Here is a 20658-nt window from a genome sequence, read left to right on the forward strand (position 1 = left end):
AGCTTTGCAATGCTAACGCGTTGGATTAAGAAAAGCGTTGTCGCGCTGACCGCGACACTGCTGTTAAGCCAGACGGCACAGGCTGCTGCACCGCTGGTGATGGCGACCAAAAGTTTCACCGAGCAGCATATCCTGTCAGCAATGACGGTGCTCTGGCTGCAGAAGAAAGGCTTCGAGGTGGTGCCTAAACGCAATATCGCCACCACCATTGGCCGTAATGCGCTGCTGAATAAGCAGATTGATATGGTCTGGGAATATACCGGCACCTCGCTGATCATCTTTAACCATATCAACCAGCCGATGTCTTCACAGCAGGCATATGAGACGGTGAAAAAGCTGGATGCCAGACTGGGGCTGGTCTGGCTTAACCCGGCACCAATGAACAACACCTATGCCTTTGCCATGACCCGTGAACGGGCCGAAAAAGAGGGCATCAGCACCATGTCGCAGCTGGTTGCGAAGATTGAGCAGGTGCGTAAAACCGATCCGGATCATAACTGGCGACTGGGTCTGGACCTGGAGTTCTCGGGTCGTTCAGATGGCATGAAGCCGCTGCAGAAAACCTACAACCTGACGCTGGATCGCCCGCAGATCCGCCAGATGGACCCGGGTCTGGTCTATAACGCGATTCGCGACGGATTCGTGGATGCCGGTCTGATCTACACCACCGATGGCCGGGTTAAGGGCTTCAACATGAAAGTACTGGAGGATGATAAGCACTTCTTCCCAAGCTACAACGTGACGCCGGTTGTGCGTCAGGATGTGCTGGCGAGTCATCCGGGGCTGGATACCGCGCTTAATCAGCTTTCTGCGCAAATCACCGATGAGGCGATAACGGAGCTGAACAAGCGGGTCGATATCGATCATCAGTCACCGGAAACCGTGGCGCGTGATTTCCTTAAATCCAAAAACATGCTGTAAGGAGGCACTGTGGATACCCTTCACTACATCATGGATAACTGGAGCACCCTGCTCACCTTAAGCTGGCAGCACAGCTGGCTGGTACTGGTCGCGGTCGGACTGGCAATTGTGATTGGCGTGCCGCTTGGCATTCTGATCGTGCGTGTAAGATGGCTGGCAACGCCGATTCTCGGTATCGCCACCGTGGTGCTGACTATTCCCACCATTGCGCTGTTTGGTCTGATGATCCCGCTGTTTTCACTCATCGGTCAGGGCATTGGCGCGCTGCCGGCGATTACCGCCGTGTTCCTCTACTCGCTGCTGCCGATTGTGCGCAACACCCACACCGCGCTGGAGAATCTGCCGGACGGTCTGCGAGAAGCGGGGCGTGGTATCGGCATGACTTTCTGGCAGCGCCTGCGCTGGGTTGAAATCCCGATGGCGCTGCCGGTGATCTTCGGTGGCATCCGTACCGCCGTGGTAATGAACGTTGGCGTCATGGCGATTGCCGCCGTGATTGGCGCGGGCGGTCTGGGCCAGCTGCTGCTGGATGGTATCAGCGGCAGTGATATTCGTATGTTAATTGCCGGGGCATTGATGATCTGTCTGCTGGCTATTTTTCTTGACTGGCTGCTGCACCGTTTGCAGCAGGCGCTGACTCCAAAGGGGATTCGATAATGATTACGCTGGAAAACCTGACGAAAACCTTTACCCAGAAAAACGGCACGACCAATAAAGCCGTCGATAACGTCAGCCTGCACGTGCCAGCCGGTGAGATGTGCGTGCTGCTGGGACCCTCGGGCTGCGGGAAAACCACCACGCTGAAGATGATTAACCGCCTGATTCCCGCCACCAGTGGCCGGATCCTGATTAATGGCGAAGATACCAGTACGCAGGACACCACCACCCTGCGTCGCAACATTGGCTATGTTATCCAGCAGATTGGTCTGTTCCCCAACATGACCATCGAAGAGAACATTACCGTCGTGCCACGCATGCTGGGCTGGAACAAAAAGCAGTGCCACGAGCGGGCTACCGAGCTGATGAGCATGGTTGCGCTGGATCCCACCAAATTCCTGCATCGCTATCCGCGTGAGATGTCAGGCGGTCAGCAGCAGCGTATCGGTGTGATTCGTGCCCTGGCGGCGGATCCACCGGTGCTTCTGATGGATGAGCCGTTTGGCGCCGTTGACCCGATTAACCGCGAAGTGATCCAGAATGAGTTTCTCGACATGCAGCGTCAGCTGAAAAAAACCGTAATGCTGGTGAGCCACGATATTGACGAGGCACTGAAGCTCGGCGATCGCATTGCGGTATTTGGTCAGGGTAAAATCGTGCAGTGCGCCAGCCCGGATGAACTGCTGGCGACCCCTGCCAATGAGTTCGTCGGCTCGTTTGTGGGTCATGACCGTACGCTTAAGCGCCTGTTACTGGTGCAGGCGGGCGATGTGACTGACCAGCAGCCGACCATCACCGTCCGCCGCTCTACTCCGCTGGAAGAAGCCTTTGGCACCATGGATGAGAACGATATGCGGTCGATTACCGTGGTCGATGAGGATGGCAAACCGCTGGGCTTCGTGAAGCGTCGCGAGGCGCGTAACGTCAGTGGCCGCTGTGAAGAGCGACTGCACACCTTTAAGGTCACCGGTAAAGCGGAAGAGAACCTGCGCGTGGTGCTGTCAAAACTCTATGAGCACAACACGGTCTGGATGCCGATTGTCGATGAAGAGGGTCGCTACAGCGGTGAGATTTCGCAGGATTATATTGCGGATTACCTCAGTTCTGGTCGTACCCGCCGTCGTCTGAATCCATAATTTCGTCACCTAAATGGGTCTTACCGGCCCATTAAAACAGCAGATATAAGCAGATATACCCAAGCCTGGGTAAATCAGACAGCAACAAACAAGCTTAACGCGCAGGGAACCGGGTCAGAGGAGGAAAGCGTCCCGCGCCATGGACAAAAACGCCGGGAGCGTTTTTGAACAACGCAACGCGTTGGCCCGGTACGGGCGCACCTCAGGGATGAGGTGCGTAATTGCGCGGGCCGAGCGTGCCACGGATGGCGGCTTTTGCGACTTTCCGATCTGACCCTGTTCCCTTCGCAGACTCCATCTTAAAGCCAGTTAAGTCACGGCCTGTCCTGTCTGTCAATTCAGGTAGTAGCTCAGGGAGCATACGCCTGTAGCAAAGACGCAAAAGATGCCATCCATGGCATGCTCAGCGCGGCCCATCCCTGGTCCGCGATGCTTTGATACAGGCATATGCTCCCATCGCTTTGGATTTTTGAGCCGTATGTGAGAGATACATCGGCTCTTCTGCTTTTTAGCTCTCCGTCAGCGTTTCCGCCTCCACCTCTTCCACCACAGGCGCCTCGTCCGGCAGCACCATGTTCAGCACAATCGCCAGAATACCGCCGGTCGTCACCGCATGACCAAACAGACTGTTAATCAGCGGCGGGAACTGCTTCAGCACATCCGGCACCGCCTCCACGCCCAGACCAATACCAAAAGCGATCGCCACAATCAGCATCTCGCGGCGACCCAGCGGCGTCTGGGTCATCACACGGATGCCCGCAGCAACCACGCTGCCAAACATCACGATTGTCGCCCCGCCCAGCACCGGCGGCGGGATCTGCTGCAACAGGGAGCCAATAAAGGGAAACAGCCCCAGCAGCGCCAGCATGATTCCCAGCAGCATACCGACGTAACGGCTGGCGACGCCGGTCATCTGGATAACGCCATTGTTCTGCGCAAACGTGGTGTTGGGAAAGGCGGAGAAGACCGCTGCCAGCACACAGCTCAGGCCGTCGGCGACAATGCCACCCTGCAACCGCTGCTGAAAAGGTTTGCCGGTGATCGGCTGCTGTGAAATCAGGCAGTTAGCGGTAAGGTCACCGACGGCTTCAATTACCGCGATCACTGACACCAGCGCGATCGGCAGGAAAATGGTCCAGTCAAAGGCAAAACCAAACCGGAAGAACGCGGGCAGCACCAGCCAGTTGCTCTCCGGCGCAACATTAAGTTGCAGATGACCGGTCAAGGCCGCGGCAACGCATCCCACCGCGATTCCGGCCACCACCGCCACCAGCCGAGCCCAGCGATTTCGCGAGCGGTTCAGCGCCACGATCACCAGCAACGTCAGCGCCCCCAGCGCCAGATTTCCCGGCGATCCAAAATCTGTAGCGTTGTGCCCGCCCGCCCAGTCGGTAATGCTGACTTTTATCAGGCTGATGCCAATCAGGGTGATCACCGTGCCGGTCACCACCGGCGTCAGCACTTTGCGCAGCGAGCCAACGCAGCGGCTGATCAGAATCGGAATCAACGCCGCCACCAGGTTACAGCCAAACAGCATCGCCATAATCTCTTCCGGCGAACCACCGCGCCCTTTCACCATCAGACCACCCGAGAGGATCACCCCCAGAAACGCGAAGCTGGTGCCCTGCAGACAGATCATGCCCGCCCCGATGCCATAAAAGCGTCTGGCCTGCATAAACGTGCCTAAGCCGGAAACGAACAATGACATGCTGATCAGATAAGGAATATAGGCCTGCAACCCCAGAACGGAGCCAATAATCAGCGGCGGCGTGATGATTCCCACCACGCTGGCCAGCAGATGTTGCAGTGCGGCGAAAAACGCCGGGGCGGGGCCGATGCGGGCTTCAAGCCCATATAACAAACCTTTCTCGTGCGAGTGCGACATGATGGGGCTCCAGCTCAGTGTGATAAGCGGAGTTAATGCATTTTCTGCGCCATGACGCCACGATTTCTCGATATCCGAGCCAGGTCTTTCAATTCTAAATGGAAATAGTTAAAGACAGCCGACAACAAGCCTGAAACTTTAGGCTCATTGCCGACTCAGATGACTTAGTTTGTTTCATAATCAGGCGATCTTTGCACTCACAGCGTGCAGATTGTTCTGCTCCAGCAGAGAAATATCGATGTAAGGCGTCAAATCACGCTGTTCTGCACGCGGCAGATAAGGCAGCTCGCCCAGCAGCGGCGCACTAATTTTTTCACGCAGAATCTCAATAATATCGCTGTACTGCGCCAGTCCCGGATTGATGCGATTGGCCACCCAGCCCAACAGTGGCAGTCCATCCTGCGCTATCGCTTCTGCGGTTAACAGGGCGTGACTGATACAGCCCGACTGGATACCGACCACCAGCACCACCGGCAGCTGCTGCTCAACGACCCAGCAGGAGAGCGGACGTCCATCGTTCATCAGGCTGCGCCAGCCGCCGGTGCCCTCCACGACCACGCGATCGGCCTGCTGCGTCAGGCTGCTTAAGCCCTGTGTCAGCAATGCGTAATCAATGATCTGGCTCGGATGGGTGCAGATCTCCTCTTCCTGAAAGGCCAGCGGATTGATCGCCTGATAGGGTAAATCGATGGATGAAGCGCTTTGCAGAACCTGTGCATCTTTGTTACGCAGGCCGTCGGCGGTTTTGACCGCGCAGCGCGCGACGGGCTTGTAGCCGACGGCACTGAGCCTGGCCTGGATAAAACTTTGTAACAGGGCGCGTGACACCACCGTTTTGCCCACTGCGGTGTCAGTGCCGGTAACAAATAGTCTGTTCACTCAACTTCTCCTCTCGAACCGTTGCGGTTAATCGGTGATTAACCTTGCTGCGAACCGGCATTTTAAGGAATGGAGGATGAGAACAGATTGCGTTAGCGCAAGATTAGGCCCGCTTAACCTTGCAACAGTTTCACTAACAGGTGTCCGTTATAGAGCGCGTCTTTGATCAGCGCTGCGCCGCCTAACGTTCCCGGCTCGCTAAATTCGGTAGGTGCCAGCTGGATACTCGCGCTGTAGGCCGGGAGTGATTGCTGCAGAATGGTGTTGCTCACGGCCGGAAACAGCACATCCGCGGCGGCATTCAGGGGGGAACCGATAAGAATATGTTGAGGATTGAAGATGTTGACCATCATCGCCAGAATCCGGCCAACATGATGACCCACGCTGGCGATGGTGTCGCGCGCCAGACGGTCGCCAGACTGCGCCGCCGCGCACAGCGACTCCAGCGTCAGCGGCTGATTATTGAGCAGGCTGTCGGGCTGGGCCGGCAGACGCTGCGCCGCCAGCGCCAGCAGACTGCCGGTGCTGGCCACGGTCTCCAGACAGCCATGATTACCGCAGTAGCACTGCTGACCATACGGGTCGATCTGAGTATGCCCGATCTCGACCAGCGCCCTGCCACTTTTATGCAGCAGCTGACCGCCACTGATCACCCCGGCTCCCACGGTTTCATCAATCACAATCTGAATCACATCCTGCGCCCCACGTGAGGCACCAAACAACGACTCCGCCAGCGTCCAGGCTGAAATATCGTGCTGCACAAACACCGGTAAGCCGGTTCGCGCCGCCAGCGCATCGCCCAGCGGCATATCGCGCACCTCATAACCCGGTAGCCGATGCACCACACCTGACGCGGCGTTGATCAGCCCTGGCAATGTAATGGCAATGGCCGTGAGGCGTTCCAGCTTCTTCTGATGACGAATAAAGAAGGCATCAACCTGTTCAATCAGCGCGGTAAGTAACGGCTGAGCAGACTCATCAGGCAGCGGCAGGCTCTCTTCCACCAGTTCCTTGCTGCTGAGATCGCGCAGCGTAAACGTCATGGCACCGCGATGCAGGCGAATAGCCAGATAATGCCAGGCGTCGGTATCCAGTATCAGGCCTATCGCCGGACGACCACGACTGCCGGGATCCTGAAACTCGGTCTCCTGCACTAAATGTGCGTCCAGCATTTCACGCACAATTTTGGTAATGCTGGCCGGAGCAAGCTGGGCACGGCGGGAAAGTTCGATACGCGAAATGGGACCATAACGGTCAATTAATCGATATACGACACCTGCATTAGTCTGCTTGATCTGGTCAATGTGGCCAGGTTGACTGTCCGGATTCACAACCCTGCTCCCGGTTATTTTCGCGCTTCTAAATAAACATGCGCCATGGTGAGCCAGATCCGGCGACAGCGTCAAATATTTGATTAGAAATGTGATTTATCGCACAGATTGATGCGGTGTTGCCCGCGCATCAGGGCCGGTTTCGCCGCAGCAACGCCATCATGTTTTCCATCTGCGCATTTATTTCGCGTCCGGCTGACCAGACCAGCCACAGCTCTGAAATGGCATCCTCTTCCGTTAAGGGCAACCAGACCAGATCGGCCAGCCGCGCCCGTCGAAATGAGGCAGGCAGAATGGAAACGCCTAACCCGGTTGCCACCAGCCCCAGTATGGTCATCGCCTCACCCACTTCCTGGGTAATAAAGGGCTTGATATGGTAGCGGTGCAGCAGCGCCAGAATATCGCTGTAGAGCGCGGTTCCGCCCTGAGGATCAAAAAAGACAAAGGGTTCCGCCGCCAGAGCAGTGACAGAGATTTTATCGGCGTCAGCCAGCGGATGCGCCTTATGCACCACGGCATAAAGCGGCTCACTCAGCAGCAGCTGATGACGCAGATCGGCGGGCAGCGGCGTGTTGCGCATCACGCCAAGATCGAGCCGTCCATCATGAAGCGGTGCGAGCTGCTGGCGGGTATTAATCTCCTGCATCTGAATATGTACCTGCGGCCAGCGCTGACGAAACCGGAATAGCGCGTCAGAGACCACGGCGGTAAACGGGGCCGAGGAGGTAAAGCCAATCCGCAGCTCCCCCTCTTCACCACGATGCAGCCGGGCGGCGCGATCGGCCGCCTGTTCAACCTGCAACAGAATCGCGCGGGCGTCACTCAGCAGTTGCTGTCCGGCAGCGGTAAGCTGCACGCTGCGGTTAGTGCGATTGAACAGCCTTGCGCCCGTTTCTGTTTCCAGCTGAATAATCTGCTGGCTGAGCGGCGGCTGAGAAATGTTCAGACGCTGGGCCGCCCGCCCGAAATGTAACTCTTCCGCCACCGCAACAAAGTAGCGCAGATGACGCAGTTCGATATTCATATCTTAAACGTCTCATTTGAGATTATTAATATATTAGACATCATAATGCCGCTTTCCTAAGCTGACGACAGGTTTTCTAAATTTGAGGAAGATGTGTGAGTCGCTCAACACAGGCTGTCACAGTGGATGAGAATGCGGTCTCTGCGCCGCCAGAGTCTGTTGCCGCTTCAGGTCATATCCGCCGGGATTCGCCACAGTTTATGCGCGTGACGCTGGCGCTTTTCTCCGCCGGGCTGGCGACCTTTGCCCTGCTCTACTGTGTGCAGCCGATTCTGCCGGTGCTGTCACAGCAGTTTGGTATCTCTCCGGCAACCAGCAGCCTGTCACTCTCCATCTCGACCGGCCTGATGGCGCTGGGCCTGCTGGTCACCGGGCCGCTCTCTGATGCTATCGGTCGTAAATCGGTGATGGTCACAGCCCTGATGCTGGCCGCCATCTGCACGCTGGTCTCGGCCACCATGACCAGCTGGCACGGCATTCTGATTATGCGGGCGCTGATGGGGTTGTCGCTGAGTGGCGTGGCGGCGGTCGGCATGACCTACCTCAGCGAGGAGATGGATGCACGCGTCGTCGCCTTTTCCATGGGGTTATATATCAGCGGTAACTCGATAGGCGGGATGAGCGGTCGACTGCTGAGCGGTGTACTGACTGACCTCTTCTCATGGCGACTCGCCGTGGCGGTAATCGGCTGTTTTTCGCTGGCCTCGGCGCTGATGTTCTGGAAGATTCTGCCTGCGTCGCGCCATTTCCGGCCCATTACGCTGCGTCCGCGTAATCTGCTGATTAACTTCCGGCTGCACTGGCGCGATCTAGGTCTTCCCTGGCTGTTTGCCGAAGGGTTCCTGCTGATGGGAGCCTTTGTCACCCTGTTTAACTATATTGGCTACCGTTTACTGGATGCGCCCTGGCATCTCAGCCAGGCTGTGGTCGGGCTGTTATCAGTGGTCTACCTCACCGGCTCCTGGAGTTCGCCTAAAGCGGGCGCGCTGACCAACCGGTTGGGTCGGGGTCCTGTGATGCTGGGTGCTACCGCCATCATGCTGCTGGGTTTGCTGATTACCGCCTTCAACTCCCTCTGGCTGATCCTGCCTGGGATGATGCTGTTCACCGCCGGTTTTTTTGCCGCCCACGCGGTCGCCAGCGGCTGGATTGGCCCCCGGGCGCGCCGGGCACGAGGCCAGGCCTCTTCGCTCTATCTGTTCAGCTACTACGTGGGTTCCAGCGTCGCGGGTACGCTGGGTGGCGTGTTCTGGCATAATTTCGGCTGGATCGGGATTACGTTGTTTATCAGCGTCCTGCTGATCCTGGCGTTACTGGTTGCCTGGCGTCTGCACAGTAAAAAACTCTGAGAACGTCTTCTCATGCCAGGCCTGGCTTCTCCTGCGGGCCTGGCGGTTTATCACAATAAACGCGCTATTCAGAGCCACAGCAAACAAAATGCAGGTTTCCCGCTATAATCGTTTTTATTGTAATAATTCATCTGCTTTGCCTTTTAACACGGCAACAAGGAACGCCTGTGGCTCTCTACTACTACGTCAATAAACAATCAGGATATAACAATAATCATGTGGTTCATGCCGCAGGCTGCCCCCATCTTCCCGACATCGATAACCGTATGTTTCTGGGCAGTTTTTACCATGTGAATGCCGCCATCCTGCAGGCTAAAAAATATTATGCTGGCGCAATCGGCTGTGAAAACTGTTGTCCACTCAAAAATGTTGACCAGCAGGCCACCCAGCTCAGCGTGGCCCTGAAGCACACCCCGTCTTCGCGTTAATCTGATCCACCTGGTAAGGTGGAAAAATTTTTTCCCGCTGCGCTAATTTGTTAAGAATTACCGCTGTTTTCCGTTATGTTAATCTTTCTGATTCTCTTTAATGGAATGCACAATGCGGGATAAGTTTGCGCGCGCTCAGATAGCCCTTCACTGGCTCACCTTTTTACTGGTGGTGACGGCCTACGCCACCATTGAACTGCGCGGTTTTGTACAGCGCGGATCCTGGCAGGGTTATGCCATGATCATTACCCATTTCAGCGCCGGCGCGACCATCCTGGTATTGATGCTTGCCCGCCTCTTTTTACGCACCCGGCATCGCACACCGCCCATTACTCCCGCTCCGCCGCGCTGGCAAACCGGGCTGGCACATCTGACTCATACCCTGCTCTATGCCCTGTTTATCACTCTGCCGATCCTCGGCCTGACATCGCGTTATCTTAAAGGTCGGGAATGGTGGCTGTTTGGCATCAGCATGCCGGTCGCGCCTGAACCTGACTTTGATATGGCGGATATGCTGATTGGCTGGCATGAAACCCTGGCACCGCTGGGTTACTGGCTGATCGGACTGCATGCTGCTGCCGCACTGTTCCATCACTATCTGCTTAAAGACAATACTCTGCTGCGAATGATGCCCGACCGGCGTCGCGGTCAATAACCTCAGGCTATCGCCCTGTGATGGGGCGATAAAAAAATTTCAGCATTAAAAGGCGTTTATAAGGTTTCTCTTCCCGCTTTATTCACTACAATGGTCAGTAATTTGTGACGCAGGTCACTTTCGCTGGATGTTTCTGCCGCATCCGATTCGCTGTACTGACTGACTTGACTCCTCATGCAACCAACTACTGTTTCACGTAAAACTGCCTGGCTACGCGTGGTATTGCTGGCCATCGCCGCCTTTGTATTTAATACCACCGAATTTGTGCCGGTTGGCCTGTTGTCTGACATCGCTGCTGACTTTTCAATGCAGACGGCTGACGTCGGGATCATGCTGACCATCTATGCCTGGGTGGTCGCACTGCTCTCACTGCCGCTGATGCTGCTGACCCGCAATATTGAGCGACGACTGCTGCTGGGTGTGCTGTTCCTGATCTTTATCGTCAGCCACGTACTTTCTACCGTTGCCTGGGATTTCCGGTCGCTGATGGTGTCACGCGTGGGTATCGCCCTGTCTCACGCGGTGTTCTGGTCGATCACCGCCTCGCTGGCGATTCGCGTCGCTCCGGCCGGTAAGAAAACTCAGGCGCTGAGTATGCTGGCAACCGGTACCGCGCTGGCGATGGTGCTGGGCGTGCCGATTGGCCGCGTGGTGGGTCAGTATCTTGGCTGGCGTACGACCTTCGGCGCGATTGGCCTTTCGGCACTGGTGCTGATGATTATGCTGGTGCGCATCCTGCCGCGTCTGCCGAGTGAACATACCGGCTCGCTGAGCAGTGTGCCGATGCTGTTTCGCCGTCCGGCGCTGGTCAGCATGTATCTGCTGGTGACGCTGGTCGTTACCGCGCATTACACCGCTTACAGCTATATCGAGCCCTTTATGCAAACCGTGGCCCATTCCAGTGGCAACTTCACCACCCTGCTACTGCTGCTGTTTGGCTCTGCGGGCATTGTGGGTAGCGTACTGTTCAGCACACTCGGTAATAAGTTTCCCTCCGGACTGCTGATTGCGGCCATCGCGCTGATCACCCTGTGCATGGGCCTGCTGATTTTTGCTGCCGTTCGCCCTGCGGCTATCTCAACGCTGTGCGTTGTCTGGGGAATGGCGATGATGATGATCGGACTGGGTATGCAGGTGCGGGTGCTGTCGCTGGCACCGGATGCCACGGATGTGGCGATGTCGCTGATGTCCGGTATCTACAATATCGGTATCGGCGCGGGTGCGCTGCTGGGTAATCAGGTCAGCCTGCATCTGAGCATGGCGGAAGTTGGCAATGTCGGCGGGATGATTGGCCTGGTGGCGTTACTCTGGTGTGTTTATATCTTCCGTCGTTATCCACAGTTACGCAGTAACGGATAATAAAAAAGGCTTCAGATAAGCGGGTTATCTGAAGCCTGTTCAGGGTTATTTACCGATCACTTTATCTATAAAGAACGGCTGTGCCATGCAGGTTGTTGCTGCCAGAGGTCGAAGTGATGCGGAAAGACTTTGCTCCTGCATCGCTGGCCTTTTCTGACAGCTGCTGCTCCAGCGAAAGCAGATTAGTACTGCCCGTTGCGCTGATAACACCGATTTTTTGCTGATCCAGCGGTGTGCTGCTGACCTGCTGGGCCGCTACGCTGGCAAATGACAGACCGCTTAGCACAGCCGCCACGACCATCATATTGATACTTTTCATAACGAACCCCTTCTCACTTATTCTGTTGAAATCAAAATTACTGATAAATCACAGCCGTGCCGTGCAGTTTGTTCTGGCCGCTGGTTGAGGTGATGCGGAACGATTTCGCACCCGCTTCATCCGCTTTAGCACTCAGCTGCGCTTCAACAGAAGACAGATTGGTGCCGCCCAGTACAGAGATGGTGCCAACTGGCTGCTGATTAACAGGTTCGCTGGTCACCAGGTCAGCGGCAGATGCGCCAAAAGTCAGAGTAGTCAGTGCCAGTGCTGCCAGGGTGATTTTGATGTTTTTCATAATAATCTCTCTATTCAATATTGAAATTCGGTTGGTCTGAATGGGTTGTCACTATTTAATTAATGACCGTTAAACAAATGATAGACCCCGATACGGTTTGTCGTCAACATTTATTTAATGAGCGTTATTTTATTCGCGGAGTGGCGTGATTATGGGCTTCAGCCTCTTTTCTGACTTAACCTAAGGGGCTGTAATAATGCGCTGGCGCACAAAATGGCAACCCTTGTCGGCGGCATCCACGCCAGGCCTTGCACATTTTTATAATGATCGGTAATTTAATAGGGTGTTTTACTGTCAGTGAGGGTGTATGAGTCAGGTTCAGGATTGCGATGTAAAGAAATGCCGCGGCCGACCAAAAGTGTTCGATCGCGAAGCAGCGCTCGATAAAGCTCTGACCCTGTTCTGGACGCACGGTTACGAGGGAACTTCTCTGGCCGATCTGGTGGCCGCAACCGGCGCGAAAGCGCCAACCCTCTACGCCGAGTTTGTTAATAAAGAGGGACTGTTTCGCGCGGCGATGGAGCGCTATGTGGAGAAGTTCAGTGCATGGCGTGAAGCGGCATTGGGCGATGACCAGTTACCGGTGGATCGGGCTATTGAAGCCTATTTCCGCGCCACCGCGGCCTGTTTTACCGAACGCGACTCTCCCGGCGGCTGTTTCTTTATCTGCACCTCGACCGCCCTGTCGGCGGCTTCAGCAGAGATTGCCACCATGCTGCAACAGCAGCATCAGTCGCAGGAGCATGTGTTAAAGGATTTTCTGCTGGCGCGTCAGCAGCGTGGTGAACTGAGTGCGTCAGTAAACATTTCCGCGCTGTCACGTTATCTGAGTTGTATGCTGCAGGGCATGTCGGTGCGGGCGCGTGAAGGCGTTGAGCGTGACGATCTGGAGAGCATTATTGATACGCTGATGGCGATGTGGCCGACACTCACCGGCCTGTGTCAGGCTAAGCGTTAAAAATATCAGGGCGGCGATGCCGCCCTTTTCATCTTTTATTCCCGATTTTATTCCAGAAAGAAAACCGGTTTTAACGGCTCACTGATCGGGCTGTTATCTGCATTCGACGGCATCAGATCTTTCATTGATGCCCACCAGCGCTGACAGACCTCCGTTTCTGCCACCGCGTTCCAGCGCTCCTCAGATTCAATCTCAACACTGGCGAACAGCAGATGCCGCTCGGCGTCCAGCCAGATGGCATAGTTGTGCGCGCCGTGCGCTTTCAGGGTTTCGGCCAGTTCTGGCCAGATCGGTGAGTGCCGACGCTCATACTCTGCATGGCAATAAGGATTCACCTGCATCACAAAGGCTTTACGCAGCATTAGCAGGCCCTGCATCCAGCGCCGGTTGCCACGGCTTCACACCAAAGCGCTCACCCAATGCAACCAGCTGTTCTGTGGTGATACTCTGACGAATACCGCCCATCGACAGCACTTTGACGATCACTTCTGACGATTTCTCCGCCGTATCAATCAGACCAAAAGTCTCATCGAGTGTCGGGCCCGTGCCAAAGACACCGTGGAATGGCCACATCACAAGGGTATGTGACTGCATCTGTCCGGCGGTCGCGGTGCCGATTTCATCGGTGCCGGGTACCATCCAGGGTAAAACACCCACACCGTCCGGGAACACCACCAGACATTCGGTACTCCCTTCCCACAGCAGACGGGTAAAGCGGGCGGAATCCATCTCAATCACATAGCTTAAGGCCATAAAGTTGGTGGCGTGACAGTGCATGATCACCCGGTCTGCACCCTTGCTGACCGCTTTACGCACCGCATGAGACTGAAAGTGTGACGCCAGTTCAGAGGTCGGCAAACCGCCATTCGACAGGCCCCAGTGAATTTTATAAGAGAGCCCTTTGTCATCGACCTGCAGCAGTGCCAGACAATCCGCCGGATCAAGCTGGACATTACGCATGAATTTTCCTGACCCGGTCACCAGAAACCAGTCGTTCGCCAGCGCCGGCGCGGGTTGTGTCAGCTCAATACAGCGCGGTTGCAGGCAGAAATCAGCGGCAAAAGGTTTAACCTCCTCTTCCAGCAGACGCAGGCTGACGTTGCCGCCGTTACGTTCGTCCCAGCCCTTCAGCCACATATCGCTGGTTGCTTTGACCATTCCCTTAACAAACCCGGAAGAAAGAATGCTTTGCATAGTGAAATCCTTAACGTTGGCTCAAAATCTGTTGTTCATAATGGCGGACGTCGCCTAACCAGCTGGCATCAGCCGGGACGTCATGGCGCAGGCACCAGGCTTCCCATACCGCCTGCCACGGCAATGATTTTTGCTCTTCCAGCAGCGTCAGCCGCGCGGTGTAATCACCCTCGTTCTCGGCCTGGCGCAGACGATCGGTTGGCTCCAGCAGAGCACGCAGCAGCGCTTTTTTAGTGTTACGGGTGCCGATAACCCAGGCGGCAATCCGGTTGATAGAGGCGTCGAAGAAATCGAGTCCGATATGCACTTTGTCGAACAGCTGATGGCGGACGATCTCACTGGCGATCGCCTGAGTTTCATCATCCAGCAGCACCACATGGTCGCTGTCCCAGCGCACCGGGCGACTGACGTGCAGCAGCAGACGCGGCACATAGAGCATCGCGGCAGAAATTTTGTCGGAGATCACTTCGGTGGGATGAAAATGTCCCGCATCCAGGCATAGTGCCGTCTGGCGGCTGGCGGCGTAACCAAGATAAAACTCATTGGAGCCCACGGTGTAGCTCTCTGCGCCAATGCCAAACAGCTTGCTCTCAACCGCGTCAATATGATGCTGCGGATTCAGTTTTTCTGAGATGACCTCATCCAGTGCGCTCATCAGACGCTGACGCGGGGCCAGTCGATCCACGGTAATATCTTTCATGCCGTCCGGCACCCAGATATTCATCACTGACGGCGTGCCAAGCTGCTCACCAAACGAAGCGGAGATGCGGCGACTCGCTTTGCAGTGATCGATCCAGAACTGACGCACGGTTTTATCACTGTGCGACAGCGTAAAACCGTCGGCACTCATCGGATGCGAGAAGCAGCTGGGGTTAAAATCCAGCCCTAAGTTGTGCTCTTTCGCCCAGGCGACCCAGTTGGCGAAATGGGCAGGTTCAATCGCATCCCGATCGACTGGCTTGTCACTTTCCAGATAGATAGCGTGCAGGTTCAGACGTTTTGCGCCTGGGATCAGAGACATCGCCTTGTCGATATCGCTGCGCAATTCACTGGCATTGCGTGCCCGCCCCGGATAGTTGCCGGTCGCCTGGATGCCGCCAGTCAATGCGCCCTGTGGGTTCTCAAAGCCCCGGACATCGTCCCCCTGCCAGCAGTGCATCGAGACAGGAATGCTGTCCAGCTGGCGAATGGCCTGTTCAACATCAACTCCATTGTCAGCGTAGCGTTGTTTAGCCAGTTCAAAAGCCTGTTCAATCTGCTTAGTCATAAGCGGGTTCCTTAGCGGGTTGACTCAGCGTCGCGAAGCGTGCCTGACTGGCACTGAAGACGCTGTGAGTTTGCGGTTCGAATTTTTCCAGTGGGAAGTTGTTGATGACGCTGCAGCGGAAATCAGCCACATCGATCAGTTCGCCAAGTGCAATCAGCTGGCAACCAACGTTACCCAGCGTGGAGGCTTCAACCGGACCTGCCAGCACCGGAATCTGGCAGGCATCGGCACAGAGCTGGTTAAGAAAACGGTTCTGACTGCCGCCCCCTACCACGTGAAGCTGGCTGAAAGGTTTGCCTCGCAGCTCTGCCAGCTCCTGGATCACCTCGCGATAGAGCAGTGCCAGGCTGTCAAATATGCAGCGTGCCAGCGCGGCGGCAGATTGTGGCACCGGCATTCCCTGCTCTGCGCAGGCGTTCTGAATTTCGTTAACCATGCTGTCGGGATTGATGAAACGCGCATCGTTAGGATTGATCAGTGAAACACAGGCGGGCTGGCGGGCCGTCTGATCAATCAGTGCGCTGAGATCGTCAATCTGAAGTTCACCGCAGATGCGCTGCAACAGCCATAAGCCCATGATATTTTTCAGTACGCGGTAGCCTTCTGCGCCGCCCTCATTGGTGATATTGGCGCGTAACGCGGCATCGCAGGCATAAGGCTGCAAACTTTCAAAGCCCATCAGCGACCAGGTTCCGGAACTGAGATAGGCCGCATCGTCCTGCATCAGCGGCGTTGCCAGAACCGCGCTGGCGGTGTCGTGGGTGGCGACGGCAATCACCGGGACCGGGACACCCGCGCTATTGACCCAGTGGCCGACGGTGTTGCCCGATGCCTGCGGCTGACCGAACCATTCAGGAGCAACGCCCGCCCAGGCGAGCAGCTCACGATCCCATTCGCCGCTGTGAATATTGAGCATTTGCGTGGTGGTGGCGTTGGTGTATTCCCAGTTGAGATTACCGGTCAGGCGATAATGCAGATAGTCCGGCATCATCAGCGCATGCGCCACGCGGGCCTGCCAGTCGGGCTGCTGCTGATGCAGGGCGCGCATCTGATAGAGCGTATTGAATGGCAGAAACTGAATGCCGGTTCGGGCGTAGATGGCACTGCGGCTCAGTTCGTGCTGCGCCTGCTCCATCAGGCCGTGGGTGCGCGCATCGCGGTAGCTGACCGCCTCACCCACCGGCTCGCCCTCTGCATCCAGCAGCACCATATCAACGCCCCAGGTGTCGATACCGATACTGTCTGGCACAATCTTCTCTTCATCTAACTGAGCCAGCCCGGCGCGTATCTCCTGCTCAAGCATCGTCAGATCCCAGCAGTCATAACCGGCACGACGCTGGCGCTTATTTTTAAAGCGCCGGACCTCACGAAGCGCGAGCTGGCGCTGCGCAGCATCCCAGCTTGCGAGCATGACGCGCCCGCTGGATGCCCCGAGATCAATAGCAACAATGTTTCTCCTGGTCATGGCGACTTTTCCCTGTGATTGAGTGGTCATAGAGTAAAAACCTGGCCGGTTAAAGACCTTCCCCGGAGTGCCAGCGGCTGATAAGCCCTGGCAGACTTGCAAAGAACTTCGTGAGAGAGATCACAGAGGCGAAAGGCGGGAGGATGTGACCCCTGCCGCAAATCTGTTAACTGCTGAGGATTTCTTGAAAAATCAGCATGATTCCTGCTGAGTCAGGCTGAAAATTCAAGGTAAGGTTAGAGCGTGCTGATTAGACTGCGTTACGGTTTTGTTAAGCAGCGAGAGATGACCATGACCATATTGCACAGTGCGGATTTTTTCCCCGAAGGCGATTACGCCATTGCGATTGAACCCCGCGTACCCCAGGCCGCCTTCCCGGAACATCATCATGATTTCCATGAAATTGTGCTGGTTGAGCAAGGCTCTGGCATTCATGTGTTTAATGGTCAGCCACAAACGCTGTGCGCCGGTTGCGTCTGCTTTGTGCGCGATCACGATCGTCATCTTTATGAGCAGACCGACAACCTTTGTCTGACCAACGTGCTTTATCGCAGCCCCGGCGCGTTTCGCTTTCTCTCCGGGTTACAGGCTTTACTGCCCTGCGATCAGGACGGGCAATATGCTTCCCACTGGCGCATCAATCAAAAAGTGATGACGCAGGCGCTGAGTGTGGCGGCGCAGATGCAGCCGGATGATACCTGGTCGATGGAAAAACAGGCGCGTCAGGAACAGCTCTTTTTACAGTTGCTGGTGCTGTTGCGTGAGGCGTGCATTGACGGACAGAGTCAGGATCAGGAGGCGCGGCTGCATCGTCTGCTCGACTGGCTGGGTGAGCATTACAGTGATGAGATTATCTGGGATGAACTGGCGGATCGCTTCTCCCTGTCGCTGCGTACCCTGCATCGGCAAATGAAGCAGCAAACCGGCAGCACGCCGCAGCGCTACCTGAACCGTGTGCGGCTGTTGCAGGCCCGTCATCTGCTGCGTCACAGTGATATGCGAATTACCGATATCGCCTTCCAGTGTGGATTTGGGGACAGCAACCATTTCTCAACCCTGTTCAGGCGCGAATTTGGCTGCGCACCGCGAGCGGAGCGCCAGCAGATGATGTAAAGGAGCCAATCATGGCATTGATACTCAGTCGGGATGACTATTTTCCCGCCACTACTCTACCGGTGGCGGTCGCCGAAAGGATGCCACAACCCTCTTTCCCGCCGCATCGACACGAGTTCAGTGAAATCGTGATTGTCTGGCGCGGCAATGGCCTGCACGTCCTCAACGATCGCCCCTGGCTGATTACCTGTGGCGACGTTTTTTATATCCGCGACAGTGACTGCCACAGCTACGACAGCGTTAACGATCTGGTGCTGGATAATATCCTCTACTGTCGTGACCGCTTTGGCCTTGCTCTTGACTGGAATCAGCTGCTGCCGCAACAGGGACCGGATGCGCCAGGCGGCTGGCGGCTGACCACGCGAGGGATGGCGCTGGCCCGGGGAGTGATCAGCCAGCTGGAGCGTGAAAGCCGCAAAAGCGACCCCCTTTCAGTTCAGCTCTCGGAGGCGCTGTTTTTACAGCTGGCGCTGATTCTGCGCCGCCACGGCTACGCGGCCGACCGCCCCTGGGCGTTGCCGGAGGGGGAACAGCTCGATCTGCTGATGTCAGCGTTACAGGGTGCGATTGCCCGCCCCTTTGATCTCGCGGAGTTTTGTCAGCTGAACCAGCTCAGCGAACGGGCGCTGAGGCAGCTTTTCCGTCAGCAGACCGGGATGACTATCGGTCATTACCTGCGTCAGCTGCAGCTCTGTCAGGCAAAATATCTGCTGCGCACCCAGGATTGTCTGATTAGCGAGGTTGCCGCCCGCTGCGGCTTTGATGACAGTAACTATTTTTCGGTGGTCTTCACCCGTGACACCGGTTTACCTCCCAGCGCCTGGCGACAGCAATTTATCGCGCCACGCCAGGCGCTGAAAAGTGCCACGTCTTAATAAAACGGGCCTTCATTGAACGCTGTCGAGCAATTTACTGCACAAAAGCAGCAATAAATCAGCTAAAAGGCGCAGGGAACACGCTCAGAAGAGGAAAGCGTCCCGCACCATGGACAAAAACGCCGGGAGCGTTTTTGAACAACGCAACGCGTTGGCCCGGCTACGGGCGCATTTCAGGGATGAGGTGCGTAATCGTGCGGGCCGGGCATGCCATGGATGGCGGCTTTTGCGTCTTTCCGATCTGACCGTGTTCCCTGAGCGGGCACGATCTGACCGCCATTCTGCTAACGCTAAGGGCCTGCATAGCAGGCCCGTTCTGTATTAAAACAGCGTCTCTGTATTCGCGATCAGGCCGCCATGCCAAGTCCCACAATATTAGCGGCAATGATAATCACCACACAGCCGATTGATAACACGCTGACCGGGCGGCGTCCCGCAGACTTCCACTCCTTCATCAGCAGCCCCACCAGACCACCACACAGGACGTATAGACTCATGTGCAGCATCCAGCTGACATAGTCATACTGCGCCGGGATTCTGGCATGGCCCCAGGCATAGAAGAAGAACTGCAGATACCACATTGTGCCGCCGAGCACCGCAAAAGCGGTATTGGTAATCAGCAGCGACTTCCCGACCGAGAAGTCTTTACGCACCGACAGCTCTGGCCGGGTGGCCAGCCGCCAGAAACAGAAGGCCAGATTAACCAGTGCCCCGCCGCCCATAATGATCACGTAGCTGGGCAGAGCTACATATAGCGGATCGATGCCAAGATTAGCGGCGGCCTGATGCATGGGTTTAGCCGCATCCATGGCAAAGGACATACCCGCCGAGAAGATGCCGCACATCACCGCCAGCACCAGTCCTTTTCTGAGATTAAACTCTTCTGCGTTAATCCCCAGCGCCCGCTCCTTTAACAGCCCGGCACGCGACACAATCCCGACGCCAATCAGTGCCACCAGTACGCCCAGCAGGGTTAACCGGCCACCCGCCGACGCGAAGAGCTCACCAAAGCGCCCCTGCAGAAGCGGTGTCATCAGCGTGCCGACCACCAGGGTAATGCCAATCGCGATACCGATTCCCATCGACATGCCGAGATAACGCATGGTCAGGCCGTAGTTGATATTGCCTATGCCCCACATCGCGCCAAACAGAAATACCGGCGTCAGTTGCGAAAGCGAGAAGCTGCTGTAATAGGCCATAAAATCTGGCAGTAAAATGGCACTTACCGCCCACGGCAGGATCAGCCACGACATCAGGCCACCGATCGACCACATGGTTTCCCATGACCATCTTTTCACCTGTTTAAAAGGCGCGTAGAAACACGCGGCGCTGGCAGCTCCGACAAAATGCCAGAAGATACCCGCAATAATGGCACTGTTCATTGTTATTCCCCGGTTAGGTTGAGGCCTGTCGGAAACCTGTCTGCTTCCGCTCAGCAGGCAGTCTACGTTCAGCAGGAATTCCTCAGCCTTTGGATAAATGCCGGAAGCCACAGTGAAGTGGCAATATTTACCCGTTGTGCCCATCAGGGATCACAATTTCACCGTT

Annotated in this window: 21 protein-coding genes; 10 read left to right on the forward strand and 11 right to left on the reverse strand. The window is 56.1% G+C overall.

Features of this window, described 5'->3' with window-relative positions; all coding sequences use genetic code 11:
* The first annotated feature begins 9 nt into the window (after window positions 1-9).
* Genes ACK13D_RS05210 through osmV form a run of 3 tightly spaced genes read left to right on the forward strand, consistent with a single transcriptional unit; the run spans window position 10 to window position 2714 of the window.
* Window positions 10-921: a glycine betaine ABC transporter substrate-binding protein gene (locus ACK13D_RS05210; RefSeq protein WP_010670177.1), complete on the forward strand. Its 912-nt coding sequence runs from the start codon at window positions 10-12 to the stop codon at window positions 919-921.
* Between the two features lie 9 nt (window positions 922-930).
* Complete coding sequence (gene osmW, locus ACK13D_RS05215; RefSeq protein WP_010244802.1) at window positions 931-1578, forward strand: osmoprotectant ABC transporter permease OsmW; 648 nt, start codon at window positions 931-933, stop codon at window positions 1576-1578.
* Window positions 1578-2714 (forward strand): osmoprotectant ABC transporter ATP-binding protein OsmV, encoded by a 1137-nt coding sequence (gene osmV, locus ACK13D_RS05220; RefSeq protein WP_418795874.1) that lies wholly within the window; start codon window positions 1578-1580, stop codon window positions 2712-2714. The genes osmW and osmV overlap by 1 nt, the downstream gene beginning before the upstream one ends.
* 508 nt (window positions 2715-3222) lie before the next feature.
* Here the strand turns inward: osmV and ACK13D_RS05225 are convergent.
* The 4 genes from ACK13D_RS05225 to ACK13D_RS05240 all read right to left on the reverse strand — a co-directional run bounded on the left by ACK13D_RS05225 (window position 3223) and on the right by ACK13D_RS05240 (window position 7833).
* On the reverse strand, window positions 3223-4599 hold the full coding sequence (locus tag ACK13D_RS05225; RefSeq protein WP_010670178.1) for a nucleobase:cation symporter-2 family protein: 1377 nt from the start codon (window positions 4597-4599) through the stop codon (window positions 3223-3225).
* Window positions 4600-4779: 180 nt separating this feature from the next.
* Entirely contained in the window at window positions 4780-5478 is a 699-nt protein-coding gene (bioD, locus tag ACK13D_RS05230; protein WP_045140332.1) for a dethiobiotin synthase, read from the reverse strand.
* A 113-nt stretch (window positions 5479-5591) separates the two neighbouring features.
* On the reverse strand, window positions 5592-6809 hold the full coding sequence (mlc, locus tag ACK13D_RS05235) for a sugar metabolism global transcriptional regulator Mlc (RefSeq protein WP_010244790.1): 1218 nt from the start codon (window positions 6807-6809) through the stop codon (window positions 5592-5594).
* 130 nt (window positions 6810-6939) lie between these two features.
* On the reverse strand, window positions 6940-7833 hold the full coding sequence (locus tag ACK13D_RS05240; protein ID WP_010670180.1) for a LysR family transcriptional regulator: 894 nt from the start codon (window positions 7831-7833) through the stop codon (window positions 6940-6942).
* Between the two features lie 95 nt (window positions 7834-7928).
* Here ACK13D_RS05240 and ACK13D_RS05245 point away from each other — a divergent pair, with 95 nt between their 5' ends.
* From ACK13D_RS05245 to ACK13D_RS05260, 4 genes are all read left to right on the forward strand, one after another.
* The gene (locus tag ACK13D_RS05245; protein ID WP_418795877.1) at window positions 7929-9182 is read left to right on the forward strand and encodes an MFS transporter; all 1254 of its coding nucleotides are present in this window, start codon (window positions 7929-7931) and stop codon (window positions 9180-9182) included.
* Between the two features lie 167 nt (window positions 9183-9349).
* Window positions 9350-9610 carry a hypothetical protein gene (locus ACK13D_RS05250; protein ID WP_031592383.1) on the forward strand — a complete coding sequence of 87 codons (261 nt, stop codon included), beginning with the start codon at window positions 9350-9352 and terminating at the stop codon, window positions 9608-9610.
* A gap of 112 nt (window positions 9611-9722) precedes the next feature.
* Window positions 9723-10265 (forward strand): cytochrome b561, encoded by a 543-nt coding sequence (cybB, locus tag ACK13D_RS05255; RefSeq protein WP_418795878.1) that lies wholly within the window; start codon window positions 9723-9725, stop codon window positions 10263-10265.
* A 174-nt stretch (window positions 10266-10439) separates the two neighbouring features.
* On the forward strand, window positions 10440-11624 hold the full coding sequence (locus tag ACK13D_RS05260) for a sugar transporter (RefSeq protein WP_010244774.1): 1185 nt from the start codon (window positions 10440-10442) through the stop codon (window positions 11622-11624).
* Window positions 11625-11685: 61 nt separating this feature from the next.
* Here ACK13D_RS05260 and bhsA (ACK13D_RS05265) read toward each other — a convergent pair whose 3' ends face one another.
* Together bhsA (ACK13D_RS05265) and bhsA (ACK13D_RS05270) are read right to left on the reverse strand one after the other, a co-directional pair.
* Window positions 11686-11943, reverse strand: coding sequence for a multiple stress resistance protein BhsA (bhsA, locus tag ACK13D_RS05265; protein WP_010670183.1), 258 nt, complete (start codon window positions 11941-11943; stop codon window positions 11686-11688).
* A 37-nt stretch (window positions 11944-11980) separates the two neighbouring features.
* Window positions 11981-12238 (reverse strand): multiple stress resistance protein BhsA, encoded by a 258-nt coding sequence (gene bhsA, locus ACK13D_RS05270; protein ID WP_010244768.1) that lies wholly within the window; start codon window positions 12236-12238, stop codon window positions 11981-11983.
* A gap of 307 nt (window positions 12239-12545) precedes the next feature.
* On the opposite strand from bhsA (ACK13D_RS05270), the gene ACK13D_RS05275 reads away from it, so the two are divergent.
* The gene (locus ACK13D_RS05275; RefSeq protein WP_159226441.1) at window positions 12546-13196 is read left to right on the forward strand and encodes a TetR/AcrR family transcriptional regulator; all 651 of its coding nucleotides are present in this window, start codon (window positions 12546-12548) and stop codon (window positions 13194-13196) included.
* 47 nt (window positions 13197-13243) lie between these two features.
* On the opposite strand, the gene rhaM is transcribed toward ACK13D_RS05275, so the two are convergent.
* Genes rhaM through rhaB form a run of 4 tightly spaced genes read right to left on the reverse strand, consistent with a single transcriptional unit; the run spans window position 13244 to window position 17122 of the window.
* Window positions 13244-13558, reverse strand: a complete 315-nt coding sequence (gene rhaM / locus ACK13D_RS05280) for an L-rhamnose mutarotase (RefSeq protein WP_010670186.1) — start codon at window positions 13556-13558, stop codon at window positions 13244-13246.
* Window positions 13548-14390 carry a rhamnulose-1-phosphate aldolase gene (gene rhaD, locus ACK13D_RS05285; protein ID WP_045140329.1) on the reverse strand — a complete coding sequence of 281 codons (843 nt, stop codon included), beginning with the start codon at window positions 14388-14390 and terminating at the stop codon, window positions 13548-13550. Before rhaD ends, rhaM begins: the two co-directional genes overlap by 11 nt.
* A 10-nt stretch (window positions 14391-14400) precedes the next feature.
* Window positions 14401-15657: an L-rhamnose isomerase gene (locus ACK13D_RS05290; RefSeq protein ID WP_010244756.1), complete on the reverse strand. Its 1257-nt coding sequence runs from the start codon at window positions 15655-15657 to the stop codon at window positions 14401-14403.
* Window positions 15650-17122: a rhamnulokinase gene (gene rhaB / locus ACK13D_RS05295; RefSeq protein WP_418795937.1), complete on the reverse strand. Its 1473-nt coding sequence runs from the start codon at window positions 17120-17122 to the stop codon at window positions 15650-15652. The genes ACK13D_RS05290 and rhaB overlap by 8 nt, the downstream gene beginning before the upstream one ends.
* A gap of 291 nt (window positions 17123-17413) precedes the next feature.
* On the opposite strand from rhaB, the gene rhaS reads away from it, so the two are divergent.
* Window positions 17414-18235, forward strand: a complete 822-nt coding sequence (gene rhaS / locus ACK13D_RS05300) for an HTH-type transcriptional activator RhaS (protein ID WP_029519526.1) — start codon at window positions 17414-17416, stop codon at window positions 18233-18235.
* 11 nt (window positions 18236-18246) lie between these two features.
* On the forward strand, window positions 18247-19110 hold the full coding sequence (gene rhaR / locus ACK13D_RS05305; RefSeq protein WP_062757684.1) for an HTH-type transcriptional activator RhaR: 864 nt from the start codon (window positions 18247-18249) through the stop codon (window positions 19108-19110).
* A gap of 347 nt (window positions 19111-19457) precedes the next feature.
* On the opposite strand, the gene rhaT is transcribed toward rhaR, so the two are convergent.
* Window positions 19458-20492, reverse strand: a complete 1035-nt coding sequence (gene rhaT, locus ACK13D_RS05310; RefSeq protein WP_010670192.1) for an L-rhamnose/proton symporter RhaT — start codon at window positions 20490-20492, stop codon at window positions 19458-19460.
* Window positions 20493-20658 lie beyond the last annotated feature (166 nt).

It is taken from the genome of Pantoea sp. K16 (assembly GCF_048452805.1).
GTDB lineage: Bacteria > Pseudomonadota > Gammaproteobacteria > Enterobacterales > Enterobacteriaceae > Pantoea > Pantoea agglomerans.

Excerpts from the sequence above, each read along its gene's own strand:
- ACK13D_RS05210 (WP_010670177.1), top strand. The coding sequence starts at position 10 with ATGCTAACGCGTTGGATTAAGAAAAGCGTTGTCGCGCTGACCGCGACA.
- osmV (WP_418795874.1), top strand. The coding sequence starts at position 1,578 with ATGATTACGCTGGAAAACCTGACGAAAACCTTTACCCAGAAAAACGGC.
- ACK13D_RS05225 (WP_010670178.1), bottom strand. The coding sequence starts at position 4,599 with ATGTCGCACTCGCACGAGAAAGGTTTGTTATATGGGCTTGAAGCCCGC.
- ACK13D_RS05240 (WP_010670180.1), bottom strand. The coding sequence starts at position 7,833 with ATGAATATCGAACTGCGTCATCTGCGCTACTTTGTTGCGGTGGCGGAA.
- cybB (WP_418795878.1), top strand. The coding sequence starts at position 9,723 with ATGCGGGATAAGTTTGCGCGCGCTCAGATAGCCCTTCACTGGCTCACC.
- ACK13D_RS05260 (WP_010244774.1), top strand. The coding sequence starts at position 10,440 with ATGCAACCAACTACTGTTTCACGTAAAACTGCCTGGCTACGCGTGGTA.
- bhsA (WP_010670183.1), bottom strand. The coding sequence starts at position 11,943 with ATGAAAAGTATCAATATGATGGTCGTGGCGGCTGTGCTAAGCGGTCTG.
- bhsA (WP_010244768.1), bottom strand. The coding sequence starts at position 12,238 with ATGAAAAACATCAAAATCACCCTGGCAGCACTGGCACTGACTACTCTG.
- ACK13D_RS05275 (WP_159226441.1), top strand. The coding sequence starts at position 12,546 with ATGAGTCAGGTTCAGGATTGCGATGTAAAGAAATGCCGCGGCCGACCA.
- rhaM (WP_010670186.1), bottom strand. The coding sequence starts at position 13,558 with ATGCTGCGTAAAGCCTTTGTGATGCAGGTGAATCCTTATTGCCATGCA.
- rhaD (WP_045140329.1), bottom strand. The coding sequence starts at position 14,390 with ATGCAAAGCATTCTTTCTTCCGGGTTTGTTAAGGGAATGGTCAAAGCA.
- ACK13D_RS05290 (WP_010244756.1), bottom strand. The coding sequence starts at position 15,657 with ATGACTAAGCAGATTGAACAGGCTTTTGAACTGGCTAAACAACGCTAC.
- rhaB (WP_418795937.1), bottom strand. The coding sequence starts at position 17,122 with ATGACCAGGAGAAACATTGTTGCTATTGATCTCGGGGCATCCAGCGGG.
- rhaS (WP_029519526.1), top strand. The coding sequence starts at position 17,414 with ATGACCATATTGCACAGTGCGGATTTTTTCCCCGAAGGCGATTACGCC.
- rhaR (WP_062757684.1), top strand. The coding sequence starts at position 18,247 with ATGGCATTGATACTCAGTCGGGATGACTATTTTCCCGCCACTACTCTA.
- rhaT (WP_010670192.1), bottom strand. The coding sequence starts at position 20,492 with ATGAACAGTGCCATTATTGCGGGTATCTTCTGGCATTTTGTCGGAGCT.